Consider the following 13472-nt stretch of genomic DNA (forward strand, 5'->3'; position numbering starts at 1 on the left):
TCAATTTTCTATAAAAAATGATTATGTTTACGTGGTTCAATGGAAAGCATGATTTCCTTCAATATGTAACTCAAATTAAATCGTATCAACTCGAGGCAGAGCGCTATCTTTCTTCGCAAAATGAGGTTTCCGGGTATTGTGCCGTATGTCGGGGGGTAAGGAAATTCACGGTAAATGCTGGAGTCTATTTCGGACTTCTCCCTAATCTCCGGGAAGGGTTGGTCTGTGAGTGCGGGTTGGGAAATCGCAATCGCCTGATCTATTCGGCCATTGCATTGGAGTCGGCAAATTATGCCGATGTGCAGATGGCTATATTGGAGAGAACCTCTGTGTTGTTTCAACGTCTTCAGGAAATCTACCCGGGGATTATCGGATCTGAATATATAGGAAAGGATGTCCAGGGTGGAACTATGCATACGGCGTGCGGAATCTCCGTCCGACACGAGTCTATTACGGGGTTATCATTTTCATCATGTTCGCTTGATGTCATTGTTCATAATGACGTGCTTGAGCATGTCTTTGACTATAAAAAAGCGTTGGAAGAACTTTATCGGGTTCTGAGGAAGGGTGGAACTCTCATTTTTACCTGTCCCTTTTTCTTCAGGCTTGACCGGGAAATTCAAAAGGCCCGGATCCTGGCTGATGGATCTCTCGAGTTGTTGATGGAGCCAGAATACCATGGTGATCCCATTAACCCTCAGGGGGCATTGACGTTTTATCACTATGGCTGGGGATTGTTGGATGATTTAATCCTGTGCGGTTTTCGCGATGTCCGTGTCGGTGTCAATTACGATGTGTTTTCTGGATTGGTCTCGAATAATCATCCCGAGTATGAATATGGCAATATGCTTCCCATCATTATTCGTGCGGTGAAGTAGTGGCTTTCCGAACTGACAGATTGTGATGTGTGTCTGATGAGTCTTCCGGGATGGCAAAGGTTTCATCATTCCTTCAGGAGAATCCTGCGTATGGTCAATTTAGCTGAACAACCGGTAAGCGCGAGAGGTGAGATGGGGGCCTTGTGGCTGGACCTGCCTGATGCGGAACAGGAGGCTGTATCACGAGCCGCTCGGTATCCTTCGCACTATCCCAGGTTGGCCAAGGAGATGATCACCGAGGGATTTACCATTTTAAAAGGGGTGATTGAGCCCGGTCTTTGCGATGCGGTGGTCAGTGATTATCAACGATATCTTGAAACCAATAAGGGATATGCCAATCAGTATATCGATGCCAAGGGGCGCCATCACAGATTGGTGAATTTCCATATGTCCTCCGAGAATGCCATGAAAATCGGATGTCACGATGAAATTATGAGGGTATTAGATTATCTCTTCGGGTATAAAGCCGGCATTTATACGTCGTTAACCTTCGAATATGGCACCGAGCAGCCCATCCATCGTGATGCCCCTTTTTTTCATACCTTTCCTGTCAACTATTTTGTTGGCGCCTGGTGTGCCCTGGAAGACATAGAGCCTGATGCCGGTCCATTGATGTATGTGCCTGGAGGTCATCGATTTCCTTGTGATCAGCATGCGATTTATAAGCGGGTTCGTGAGGCAAATCCTGATCAGCCGGATGATTGGTTGGTGCGCCATGCTCTCGAAGCCTATTATGGGGAAGTGATGACCCGATCAGGAGCCATCGGAGCAACGAAGCAGGCTGTGTTGCAAAAGGGCGATGTCGCCATTTGGCATCCTCAACTGCCTCACGGTGGTGCCCCTGCAGTCAATCCACAGAGGACTCGGCGAAGCGTGGTATTTCATTGCGCACCGGAGACCTTACAGGTCTATCAGCACGATGTCTTTTTTCAGTTTGAGGACCCCGGGTTTCCTCCACCACGTTATGCCTTCGGATCCTATCAGGGCCGGAATTATGCTCTCGCAGGGGAAACCGCATTTCAATAGTTGGTGGCCCCTATAAAACGCCGACGATGAGTATGTCGTAATACAGTAGAACAATTTTCTTCTCTCCTTCATGATTGTGAATGGACTGAAGGATTGGAGGTGGGTTTTTCAAGGTTTCCTTTGTTCATCCAGGTAGATTTTTGCGGATGCAACGGGAGGTATAGGTGTTCAGGATACATATGATAAAGGTTGTAGGCTAATCAATGGGTACTTTTGTAGATTTTGTGGGCGTGGCAAAACAGGCTGTTCGTCATCATGGAGGAATCACCATGGTGTTTCGACGTCTGTGGCAGGTGTTAGCCTTTGAAGGATTTCTCGGACTGAAGAAAAAAGTAAGGCAATTGCTGGCTAATCGAAAGGCCTTCGCGTCCAGTGACGAATCGGATGGGATGATCCAATTGGAGACAGCCCCCAATATTGAAAAACATTCCAGTTCCCTGAGGGCTGTCCTTGCCCCTGGCGCCCTTCTATTGGGCCATCCCTATGAAGTGCTTGGTATGGGGGAGCATGTCCGATTGTCTGCCGCGGCATGTTCAGCGGCGGAAGTCCCATTCGGTATTCGAAATGTTCAGGGAGAGTATGGCATCCATTTGGCCGACATCCACCAGGATTTCCCTTTCATGGATAAGATTTCCAGAACTGGAGCCTATCGGGCCAATGTCTTTCACATCAATGCGGATGAGATGGGAAATGCTCAAATTCACCTGGGCAAGGACCTTTTTGCGGGTCGGTATAATATTGGATATTGGGCATGGGAGTTAAGCCATTTTCCCGAGGCGTGGTGTCCGTCGCTTCAATTGGTGGATGAAGTTTGGGCTCCTTCTCGATTTATTGAACAGGCCATTGCCGATAAAACGGCTTCCCCGGTCATCAGGATGCCCTTGGCCGTGGAATTTCCAGAGCCCAACGGTGTGCGCAGGGAGGCCTTCGGATTGCCAGAGGATCGATTTTTGTTTCTCTTTTTTTTCGATTTTACCTCCTATGTCCATCGAAAAAACCCGCAGGCGGTCATTCGGGCTTTTTTGCAGGCTTTTCCCGATCTGTCGGATACGCGAGTCGGATTGGTTATTAAGATGAATGGCATGGGCTTGCGTCCAAAGGAATACCAGGCGTTTCTTGAATCCATTGATTGTGAGGATCCTCGAATCATCTTGCTGGATAAGGTGTTGACTGACCGGGAAACCAAGTCCCTGGTCAAGCTGTGCGATTGTTTTTTGTCCCTGCACCGGTCAGAAGGCTTTGGCCGCGGGCTGGCGGAAGCCATGTATCTCGGGAAGCCGGTGATTGCGACCGGCTATTCGGGGAATCTTGATTTTACCAACGCCCACAATTCGTGCCTGGTTGATTACCGGCTTATTCCAGTCGGGGACCAGGAGTATCCGTTTGCCAAGGGGCAGAAATGGGCGGACCCTGACATTGAGCATGCGGTGTGGTTTATGAAGCGAGTCGTCAATGAGCCGCATTATGCGCAGACAATTGGTCAACATGCGGCGGACTTTATTAAAACCCACCATAGTCCGTTGGCCGTGGGAACCAAATATCGCGCTCGGCTTGCCGCCTTGAAGATCGTGTAACGGGTCCCGAAGGAGTAGAGATCATTTTTTATCTTGTGTGGTCCGTTCGATAAACTTTTCTCAATGGAGGCTTCTCTCCTACAAGAAGCGGGAAAATTTACAGACCATAGCGTTGAGAGTGACATGGCCATAGTCCGGGTATAATCAATGGGAACTTTCCTTAAATTTGTTGGTATGACGAAACAGACGGTTCATTCCCATGGCGGGATCACGATAGTTTTGCGGAGTGTATGGCAGATCCTTGTTTCCGAAGGATTCCGCGGTCTGAAGCGACGACTTATACCTGTAATGGGAAGTTGGATTGCATCCTTCGATTTACATCGCGTGGGGCAAGGAGTCAGATCGAAAGGGGCAATGGTTGGGGAAAGGACGTCGCCTTGGCATGCGGCCACTGGTGTCAGGCCTTCAATAGAGGCAATCGAGCGGGGAAATGGCCTTGGATCCATTAAAACCGTGGTCTCGCCCGGCGTTTTATTAATCGGGCATCCCTATGGGGTACTTGGTATAGGTGAGAATATACGGCTGTCTGCGGCGGCATGTTCGGCGGCACAAGTCCCATTTGGGATTCGAAGTGTTTATGGGGAGCATGGGGTTCACGTTGCCGAGGTCCATAAGGATTTCCTTTTTATGGATAAAATTTCCAGAACTGGAGCTTATCGGACTAATGTATTTCATCTGAATGCAGATGAGATGGAGAATGCCCGAAGGCTCCTGGGCAAGAACCTTTTTGCGGATCGGTATAATATTGGATATTGGTCGTGGGAGTTAAGCCATTTTCCCGAGGCGTGGCATCCGTCGCTTCAATTGGTGGATGAAGTTTGGGCTCCTTCTCGATTTATTGAACAGGCCATTGCCGATAAAACCGCTTCCCCGGTCATCAGGATGCCCTTGGCCGTGGAATTTCCAGAGCCCAACGGTGTGCGCAGGGAGGCCTTCGGATTGCCAGAGGATCGATTTTTGTTTCTCTTTTTTTTCGATTTTACCTCCTATGTCCATCGAAAAAACCCGCAGGCGGTCATTCGGGCTTTTTTGCAGGCTTTTCCCGATCTGTCGGATACGCGAGTCGGATTGGTTATTAAGATGAATGGCATGGGCTTGCGTCCAAAGGAATACCAGGCGTTTCTTGAATCCATTGATTGTGAGGATCCTCGAATCATCTTGCTGGATAAGGTGTTGACTGACCGGGAAACCAAGTCCCTGGTCAAGCTGTGCGATTGTTTTTTGTCCCTGCACCGGTCAGAAGGCTTTGGCCGCGGGCTGGCGGAAGCCATGTATCTCGGGAAGCCGGTGATTGCGACCGGCTATTCGGGGAATCTTGATTTTACCAACGCCCACAATTCGTGCCTGGTTGATTACCGGCTTATTCCAGTCGGGGACCAGGAGTATCCGTTTGCCAAGGGGCAGAAATGGGCGGACCCTGACATTGAGCATGCGGTGTGGTTTATGAAGCGAGTCGTCAATGAGCCGCATTATGCGCAGACAATTGGTCAACATGCGGCGGACTTTATTAAAACCCACCATAGCTCACGGGCGGTGGGTACAAAATATCGAGGGCGACTTATGGCTTTAAACCTGCTTGACGAACTATGAAGGGAAAGACCCTTCCTCCTCATAGGGTGAATGGTGATAGGCAGTGTCTCATTGATGCCGTGAAATGACGGTGAATGATGTGTGACCCAGGGATAATAGAGTAATGAAGCCTGATCTGAGAGAAGTGGAAATGGTCTTTGATTTATTTGTCCCTCCCGTCGGGGGGGGTGGAGGCTACCCCGTCCGGAAGTGCCGAAATGTTCGCGATGGCTATGCCAGAGGGTGGGGATTGCAATGCGGCCAATTGCGCGAGTCGGTTCGGAAGGATGCGTTATATCAAGAGGCATACAGACTGGCTTCCGGCCGGACTGTGGTCTCTGAAGATAACCGGATGAATATTTTCCTGATTCTGAAATATTTTCTTCCCTATATTCCCTTTGGCCACATTGTCGAATTTGGATCGTATAAAGGGGGGAACGCGCTGTTTATGGCTTATGTGGTCGATCAACTGTATCCTGGCAGGAAAGTCTTTGCGCTGGATACTTTTGCAGGAATGCCGGCAACCGAATCGGCTATCGATGCCCACGGAGCAGGAGATTTCCAAGACGTCGATTTGCAGGAGTTGCGAGAATTTGCTGATCGGGAGGGTGTGAAAAATGTTGAGTTTATCAAAGGGTTGTTCCAGGAAACCGGCCCCTCTGCTGTCGACAAGATTGGAAGCATTGTCTTGGCCCATATCGACTGTGATATTTATTCGGCGGTGGCCTTTTCATATGACCTCGTGAAGCCCTTTATGGTTTCAGGTGGGTATGTGGTGTTTGATGATGCGGCCACCTCAAGCTGTTTAGGCGCGACCGAAGCGGTGGAAGAATTGGTGATTCGTCGGGACGGATTGCATAGTGAGCAAATTTTCCCGCAGTTTGTCTTTCGGTCTCATGGAGTGTGATGACCTATCCCTTCCATGATAAGTCAACGTGATTATGAAAGAATGTAGCAAATCGATTGCTCGGCGATTATCCGAGCCAAACTTCATTAACCGGTTTTTCGTCGGGAAGGGTCTGGATATCGGTGGCCATCCCGATCCTTTGGGGTTATATCAGGAATTGTTTTGTCGGATGGAGGATGTGCGAACATGGGACCTGATTGATGGCAATGCGCAGTTTCTTGAGGGTGTGTCGGATGAGACATTCGACTTTGTGCATAGCAGTCATTGCCTGGAGCATCTGCATGATCCTGTCGTAGGACTCCGGAATTGGTTTAGGGTCTTGCGGCCAGGCGGCCATCTCGTCATTACCGTCCCGGATGAAGATTTATATGAACAAGGCCAGTTTCCGAGCACATTTAATGCCGATCATAAATGGACGTTTACCATTTTCAAGATGCAGTCCTGGAGTCAACAGTCTCTGAATGTTCTGGATTTGGTACGTGACCTTGGTTCTGCTGCCGAGCCGGTCAAAATTGAACAACTCATTTCGACGTATCGGTTTAATCTTCCCAGATACGACCAGACCTTGAGTTCGGTTGGGGAATGCGGGATCGAGATGGTCATTCGCAAGCGTCCCATCGCGGAAGTGGAAGCAGGGGGGCGTTGGAGTCGATCCTCAGATCAACCTCGAGACGAAGTGCGGATTCATCTGAATCAGTACCGGGACGATCTTCGGACGCTTAAACATTTTAACCGGGAAAAACCACCGTTTCACAATGACCAGCCGCTTTGATATTTGGAGGGTTCGATGATCATCCGCGCGCGGGCGCCTCTTCGGCTTGGCCTGGCGGGCGGCGGCACAGATGTGTCGCCCTATTGTGATTTATATGGCGGCTGTGTGCTCAATGCCACGATTGATCGATACGCCTATGCGGTCCTGGAGGTGTTGACGAGCCATAAGGTGCAGTTTTGTTCTGCTGATCGCCAGCATTTTAGTGAGTATCAGTTGGGAGAATCCATTCCACGCAATGGATGTGTCGATCTACATCGAGCCGTCTATCTGTACATGGTCGAGCAGTTTAATGAAGGACGGCCGTTGCCTGTGAAAGTTACCACTTACTGCGATGCTCCTGTAGGTTCTGGGCTAGGATCCTCCTCGACTCTGGTCGTCGCGATGATTAAAGCCTTTGCGGAATTGCTGAACGTCCCGCTAGACGACTACGCGTTGGCTCATTTGGCGTTTAAGATTGAACGAGTCGATTGTGGTTTGCAAGGTGGGAGACAGGATCAATACGCCGCGACATTTGGGGGGTTTAACTTTATTGAGTTTTATGCAGACAATCGGGTGATCGTTAATCCCTTGCGTATCAAAAACTGGATCATCTGCGAGCTGGAGGCTTCATTAGTGCTTTTTTTTACCGGGGTGTCCAGATCTTCCGCAAAGATCATCAGTGATCAGAGTACCAATGTTGAGTCTGGCACTGACTTGGCCCTTTCTGCCATGCATGCCATGAAGCGTGAGGCCTGTACGATGAAGGAAAGTCTGTTAAAGGGGGATTTCACTGGACTGGTTGAGTCCATGCGCGAGGGATGGGTTAGCAAGAAACGTTCAGCCAAGAGTGTGTCCAACGCGCATATCGATGAAATCTACGAAGCGGCAGTCAAAGCTGGAGCCTTGGCCGGAAAGGTGTCGGGGGCTGGCGGTGGAGGATTTATGATGTTTTTTGTCCCACCGGAAAAACGCATGGAAGTAATTTTTGCGTTAAAAAAATTCTCCGGCCAAGTCAGTAACTGTCATTTTACCAAATACGGGATGCAAGGTTGGAAGATAGAATAAATAGAATTGTGGGGAAGTCGTCAGACTGCGGTTGATCTTTTTAAATAGTTGTTTGAAAAAACCCAATGTGTTGGTGAAGTAAATTGAGGACCTGCTTAGTCCGGACAACGACGGACAGGGATTGTAAGTTTTTTGGCTGATGCGTAGTCAACTGAATTCTGTGAGAAGCTGAGTCGCTGGTATTTTGGGGCCGGGTTATCCTCCTCGGGCATGTGTTTGATTATGGGCGAAGGCAGGAATGATTCATGTGGTACAAGTAGGAATCAGAAAGGCCATTATTCTGGCTGGGGGACGTGGCGAAAGGCTTCAGCCTGTCGTTCCCGATCTTCCTAAGCCCATGGCGCCTGTGAGAGGCCGGCCATTTTTGGAGTATATTCTCGATAGACTGGTCGATGCTGGGCTGACCGAAGTTACTCTATCAGTTGGGTATAAGGCGGAGGTTATTGAAGAGCATTTTGGGCAGGCTTACCGCTCACTTCACATCAGATATTCAAGGGAAAGCTATCCATTAGGAACTGGAGGAGCGATGGCCTTAGCGCTAAAAGGCGATGAGTCCTCCCCGACTTTGGTCCTTAATGCCGACACGCTCGTTGACATTGATTATCCGGCCCTGATGGCCTGGTATGCACAGACCCCAACGCAGGTCGCGATCGTACTTCGGCATGTCCCGGATGTGAGTCGGTATGGTGCCGTCGTGCTCCTGGGTGAACGGGTCGTAGAGTTTCAAGAAAAGGGTCAGGAAGGCCCAGGCCTAGTAAACACAGGTGTGTACGTTGTTGGACCTGAAATCTTTTCCCAATATGGAAGCGGAGATCACTTTTCCTTTGAGACGGATATCCTTCAGCCGTATTGTCGAGAGCTGCAGCCACGCGCGTTCGTCACCACAGGATATTTTATTGATATCGGCACGCCAAGCGATTATGAACGTGCTCAGAGAGAAGTGATTTTTAGTCGGGTCAACTGAGCGGAACTGGCTCAGGGGGCCATCCCTTCTATCAGGTTCAAGAACGAGTGTTGAAAAAAATAACAGAACAGGATCCAAACAACCTTCCTGATTTTGATTTACAATGTTCCTGATTTCGCCGCAGGGTTTGTTCCGGAGGAATAAGTGTCCGGTTACTGTTTGACGATAATTTATGTACCAATAAGGATCGAACTCTGAAATGACCAGGGTGTTGGTAAAGGGCAGGGAGGGAATGGCAAAATGAAACATTTAGGAATTTTTCTTGCAATTAGTATTACTCTAATCGTGTTCGGATTCGAAAACTCGGCACAGGCTTACCTTGATCCCGGTACCGGAAGTATGGTGTTGCAGCTCTTATTGGGTGGCATCGCCGGCGTCGTGGTGATTCTCAAATTGTACTGGAGGCGATTTGTCGGACTATTTCGTGGAAATGCTCAAGAAGAATCCCAACATTCCTCTTCCGAAGATCAGAAGTAATGGGTGGTGTCCAACCCCTGCCAGGATCCTTCCGTGATCCCAGTGGGAGCGTATATAAGTTTGAGGAACGCATCCTTAGGACGGTGAATGAATGTTTTTCTGGAGATTTCGATTTTGTCACTTCAACGGGATTATTCCAAACGCTTGCGACCGAAGGTCTGCTGCTTCCGTTTGAGGTCGTGTCATCAGACGTTCTGGGGCTCTCAGATCCAAAGCCTCGATATGTTTTGGAAACTCCGAGGCTCCCATTTATCTCTTATCCGTATGAATGGTCATTTCCGGCATTGAAGGCCGCCGCACTTCTGCATTTACGAATCCATTTGCAATCATTGGAAGTCGGTGTCACACTTTCCGATGCCTCGGCCTACAATATTCAATTTCAGGGAAGTCAGCCCGTTTTTATTGATCATCTCTCCTTTAGGCGCTATCAATCTGGTGAAATGTGGGTTGGTCATCGCCAATTTTGTGAACAATTCCTGAACCCTCTGTTGCTTCGCGCATTTTTTGGCATATCTCACAACGCCTGGTATCGGGGAACCCAGGAAGGAATTGGAACTGGGGAGATCCGGAGATTACTGAAGTGGCGACATTACTTGAAGTGGAATGTCTTGACTCATGTCGTTTTGCAAGATCTTTTCCAAACAACCTCGACGAAAAACACCAAAAGCCTTCAGGATGATTCGTTAGCCAGTGCCTCGTTCCCCCTTTCTTCTTTCAAAGGTATGCTGAAAAAATTGTCTGACTGGATTGGTCAGTTGAACCCTCTCAATAAGGGAGAAAGCACGTGGGGTGACTACGATAAAACCTGTACTTATTCCTCAATGGAAACCAAATCCAAAAAGCAATTCATTCTTGAATTTGCCCAAACGGTCCAGCCCAGACTGTTATGGGATTTGGGATGCAATACCGGTGAATATTCAGAAACGGCGTTGAATGGCGGTGCCAGAAATGTCGTAGGGTTTGACTTTGATCAAGGAGCGTTGGATGGTAGCTACCATCGAGCAAGCGAGAGGGGTCTCTCCTTTCAGGCTCTGTTTATGGATGCGGCTAATCCCAGTCCGAATCAAGGATGGAACGGGCAAGAGCGAGAGAGTCTTCAGTCTCGTGCCTCAGCCGATGCCGTGTTGGCACTGGCTTTGGTCCACCACCTGGCAATTGCCAGAAATATTCCTCTGGTCCAGGTTGTCAATTGGCTGATCATGCTTGCGCCACAGGGGGTCATCGAATTTGTTCCGAAAAATGATCCTATGGTGCAGGAATTGTTAAGTCTACGCCAGGATATTTTCCCAGATTACACCGTTGAACATTTCATGGCGCTTATGGAAAAAAAGGCGGTGATCATTAAGAATGAAATCGTTTCAAAAAGCGGACGAGTATTGGTGTGGTTTAAACGAATGTAATTCAGGACCTCGTACTCTGGCTGAATGTACCTGAGCAATGGAACCATCATGAAAAATCTGAGATGTCGCTGCAAAACGCCTTGAATATTTCCGCACACTTTCCTCAAAGACACTTTTTATCCTTACCATAAACATCTGAATTCGCCCTAATCTCTGTCATCAGGGACCTAAATGACCACTTCGTCAGATAAGCTAAATATAACTGGTATGCGTAGGATCCTTATTGAATTTTTGCATTTGTTTGCTCTCGTTGGTTTTGCGGTTGCCCAGCCGCTCTATGATCTTCTTGGGCAGAATCCGGAGTTTTTTGTTTCTTATAAGGCCGGTCCGGAGCTGATCATCGGTATGGTCTTCGTCCTTTCGATGGGGATGGCATTAGGCCTCGTGCTGCTTGAACTTGCCGCTTTGCTGGTTGGTACGCGAGTCCGGAATAGCCTGCATGTGGTATTTGTCTTTGGTCTGGGGTTCCTCACAGTCCTCCCTCCGGTGCAGCGATTGGTGGGTGGATCTGATCTCTTGATTGTCGGATTTGCATTACTGATTGGTTTTTTCTTTTCGGCCCTGTATGTACGCTGTCAGGCGGTCCGGCTGTTTCTCACGGTGCTTTCACCCGTCGTGGTGGCCTTTCCACTGTGGTTTTTGTTGTTTACTCCCGCCGGTCGTCTTGTCATGCCGGAGGCCATTGAAGCACAGACTGACATTGAGATTAACAATCCTGTGCCGGTGGTCCTTATTGTGCTGGATGAATTCAACATCACCGCGTTATTGGATGCGGATGGTCAAATCGATCCGGTGCGTTTTCCAAACTTTGCCGCTTTATCCGCACAAAGTTATTGGTTTCCTAATGCGGTTGCCACGTATGTAGAAACCGCAGCTGCCGTGTCTGGAATTTTGACGGGGCGGCAACCAAGAGCTGGTGTTCGACTCAACCCGACAGCAACAGATCATCCTCAAAATTTGTTCACCGTGTTGGGGGACCGTTATGCCCTTAATGTCGTGGAGTCCTTGACAAGTCTTTGTCCCCATACATTATGCAAGGAAAAAGATGCTGATGCCGGGTCGTCCCTTCGTTACAAGTCCTTTTTTGCAGATCTGGCAGTGATATATTTACATATTATTGCCCCGCCAACATTAGGAAAACAGTTGCCCCCGCTCCACGCTCAATGGACGGGTTTCGGCGAGGAATTGTTGAAAAAAGGGATTCTTGGACGGGACGAGGGGGATATCCATCTGGATATTGCCACTGGGGGGAAAAAATCAAGAGAGTCGCAAATCACTTCTTTTCTTGCTCAAATCAAGCAAACATCAAGTCCTGTCCTTCATTTTCTTCACGTCATCCTCCCTCATACGAAGTATGAATATTTGGTGTCTGGTCAGCAATATTTTAATAAAGAACGACTCATTCCTGTCGGATGGATCGATGGACCGGGTTGGGGAGGGAGGTGGATTGGAAAAGAATCCTTGATTCTTACGGCGTACCACCAATACCTCCAGCAAATAGGATATGTTGATCAGTTCCTCGGGAAATTGCGAAGTTCACTGGAAAGGGCAGAGCTTTTCGATAAGGCGCTCATTATTGTGACCGCAGATCATGGTGTTTCCTTTCAGCGTGGGCTATCCATGCGAGAGGTACAAAAAGGAAATGAGAGCGATATTCTAAAAGTTCCCATGTTCGTCAAGCTTCCTGGGCAACGTGAGGGGAGCATTCGTGAGCGACTTGTCAGCGGAATTGATGTGTTGCCAACCATTGCCGATCTACTCGGCTTTAAAATTCCCAGGGAAATAGATGGATATTCCATGTTGGACAATGAAATCCAACCGCGGGACGAGATAGATTTTCTTGGAGTAGGAAAAATCCAATCCCAGGACCTAAACGGATTTCCTCGTCTCAAGTGGCAGGTCGATCATTTTGGGGAGCACACGGCACTCGACCGACTTGTGCCAAAAGGACCGGCTTCAAATTTGATCGGACAAGAACTTGGCGATTTGGATATTGGTCACTCAACTTCCCTTCAATACATAAATGAAAATCCTCATCAATTAAATCAGGTGAATCTTGAAAATGGATTCCTCCCTGCCCTTTTTAGCGGACAAATCATTGGCACGAGTCAACGAAACATACCGATTGCTATTTCCCTAAATGACCGAATATGGGCTACTACCCAGGCATCCTTATGGGCCGGAAAGCGGAATTATTTTTCTGTGTTATTTCCTCCTTCCGCGTTCCAGTCCGGTGAGAACCAAGTGAGAGTTTTTCTGATTGGAAATCATGATGCAAAATTAACTTCCATACCCTTGGCAAGTCAGGGGGCTTTGAGCGATGAGCAGACAATGATTCGTTTGAAACATGAAGCTTTCGGGCAATCAAAACTGGTGTTTTCCGGTGAGCGGGAAATCTTGATCGATGTGGGTGAAAAACATCTGACTGGGAATCTGGATCGTGTTCTCCTTTCAGGGGAGTCAATTGTTGTGGAGGGATGGGCTGCTGATCTTGAAAAGAATCAACCGGCTGAAGAGGTTTTCATTTTCACAGACGGAAAATTAATGGCGAGTACAGAAGTAGGTATCTCCAGGCAAGATGTCGTGGAGGCTCATCAACAGAAGGCATTGTTCCACAGTGGGTTCAGGATTAAAATTCCGGTGGACGTTCTCAAGCCTTATCCCAGGGATATCAAATTAATTGTTGCCTCATTGAGCAACCGAGCATGGGAATTTCCCTTTTCTCCAAATCAAATCGATTTCATTCGCTCTACGCTGGAGAAAGAGGGTTTCAGCCAATGACCAGGCCGATAGTGGCACATCCAGTCATTAGTCGTGACAAAGCCAGGCTATCGCTTGCCCGGAACCCCATAAACACATCT

General features: G+C 48.4%; 11 protein-coding genes. All 11 read left to right on the forward strand.

All coding sequences use genetic code 11. The features are described 5' to 3' along the window. Positions 1-23: 23 nt before the first annotated feature. The 11 genes from PQG83_RS20215 to PQG83_RS20265 all read left to right on the forward strand — a co-directional run bounded on the left by PQG83_RS20215 (position 24) and on the right by PQG83_RS20265 (position 13392). Positions 24-878: a class I SAM-dependent methyltransferase gene (locus tag PQG83_RS20215; RefSeq protein ID WP_312744966.1), complete on the forward strand. Its 855-nt coding sequence runs from the start codon at positions 24-26 to the stop codon at positions 876-878. A 90-nt stretch (positions 879-968) separates the two neighbouring features. Then, entirely contained in the window at positions 969-1904 is a 936-nt protein-coding gene (locus PQG83_RS20220; RefSeq protein ID WP_312744968.1) for a phytanoyl-CoA dioxygenase family protein, read from the forward strand. Positions 1905-2107: 203 nt separating this feature from the next. Beyond that, positions 2108-3478, forward strand: a complete 1371-nt coding sequence (locus PQG83_RS20225) for a glycosyltransferase (protein ID WP_312744971.1) — start codon at positions 2108-2110, stop codon at positions 3476-3478. Positions 3479-3766: 288 nt separating this feature from the next. Next, on the forward strand, positions 3767-5068 hold the full coding sequence (locus PQG83_RS20230) for a glycosyltransferase (RefSeq protein ID WP_312744972.1): 1302 nt from the start codon (positions 3767-3769) through the stop codon (positions 5066-5068). 103 nt (positions 5069-5171) lie between these two features. Then, a complete protein-coding gene (locus PQG83_RS20235; RefSeq protein WP_312744977.1) occupies positions 5172-5954 on the forward strand; it encodes a TylF/MycF/NovP-related O-methyltransferase in 783 nt (260 codons plus the stop codon). 34 nt (positions 5955-5988) lie between these two features. Beyond that, entirely contained in the window at positions 5989-6726 is a 738-nt protein-coding gene (locus PQG83_RS20240) for a methyltransferase domain-containing protein (protein ID WP_312744980.1), read from the forward strand. Between the two features lie 15 nt (positions 6727-6741). Further along, positions 6742-7770 (forward strand): GHMP family kinase ATP-binding protein, encoded by a 1029-nt coding sequence (locus PQG83_RS20245; RefSeq protein WP_312744982.1) that lies wholly within the window; start codon positions 6742-6744, stop codon positions 7768-7770. A gap of 247 nt (positions 7771-8017) precedes the next feature. Next, positions 8018-8734 (forward strand): nucleotidyltransferase family protein, encoded by a 717-nt coding sequence (locus PQG83_RS20250; protein WP_312744984.1) that lies wholly within the window; start codon positions 8018-8020, stop codon positions 8732-8734. A gap of 240 nt (positions 8735-8974) precedes the next feature. Next, on the forward strand, positions 8975-9211 hold the full coding sequence (locus PQG83_RS20255) for a hypothetical protein (RefSeq protein ID WP_312744986.1): 237 nt from the start codon (positions 8975-8977) through the stop codon (positions 9209-9211). Beyond that, positions 9211-10611 (forward strand): class I SAM-dependent methyltransferase, encoded by a 1401-nt coding sequence (locus PQG83_RS20260; protein WP_312744987.1) that lies wholly within the window; start codon positions 9211-9213, stop codon positions 10609-10611. The genes PQG83_RS20255 and PQG83_RS20260 overlap by 1 nt, the downstream gene beginning before the upstream one ends. Positions 10612-10818: 207 nt before the next feature. Next, on the forward strand, positions 10819-13392 hold the full coding sequence (locus PQG83_RS20265) for a sulfatase-like hydrolase/transferase (protein ID WP_312744990.1): 2574 nt from the start codon (positions 10819-10821) through the stop codon (positions 13390-13392). The last annotated feature ends 80 nt before the right edge of the window (positions 13393-13472 follow it).

It is taken from the genome of Candidatus Nitrospira neomarina, from assembly GCF_032051675.1.
In the GTDB taxonomy this organism is placed as follows: domain Bacteria; phylum Nitrospirota; class Nitrospiria; order Nitrospirales; family UBA8639; genus Nitrospira_E; species Nitrospira_E neomarina.

Coding starts and splice junctions, on each gene's coding strand:
- PQG83_RS20215 (WP_312744966.1), top strand. CDS start 24: ATGTTTACGTGGTTCAATGGAAAGCATGATTTCCTTCAATATGTAACT.
- PQG83_RS20220 (WP_312744968.1), top strand. CDS start 969: ATGGTCAATTTAGCTGAACAACCGGTAAGCGCGAGAGGTGAGATGGGG.
- PQG83_RS20225 (WP_312744971.1), top strand. CDS start 2,108: ATGGGTACTTTTGTAGATTTTGTGGGCGTGGCAAAACAGGCTGTTCGT.
- PQG83_RS20230 (WP_312744972.1), top strand. CDS start 3,767: ATGGGAAGTTGGATTGCATCCTTCGATTTACATCGCGTGGGGCAAGGA.
- PQG83_RS20235 (WP_312744977.1), top strand. CDS start 5,172: ATGAAGCCTGATCTGAGAGAAGTGGAAATGGTCTTTGATTTATTTGTC.
- PQG83_RS20240 (WP_312744980.1), top strand. CDS start 5,989: ATGAAAGAATGTAGCAAATCGATTGCTCGGCGATTATCCGAGCCAAAC.
- PQG83_RS20245 (WP_312744982.1), top strand. CDS start 6,742: ATGATCATCCGCGCGCGGGCGCCTCTTCGGCTTGGCCTGGCGGGCGGC.
- PQG83_RS20255 (WP_312744986.1), top strand. CDS start 8,975: ATGAAACATTTAGGAATTTTTCTTGCAATTAGTATTACTCTAATCGTG.
- PQG83_RS20260 (WP_312744987.1), top strand. CDS start 9,211: ATGGGTGGTGTCCAACCCCTGCCAGGATCCTTCCGTGATCCCAGTGGG.
- PQG83_RS20265 (WP_312744990.1), top strand. CDS start 10,819: ATGCGTAGGATCCTTATTGAATTTTTGCATTTGTTTGCTCTCGTTGGT.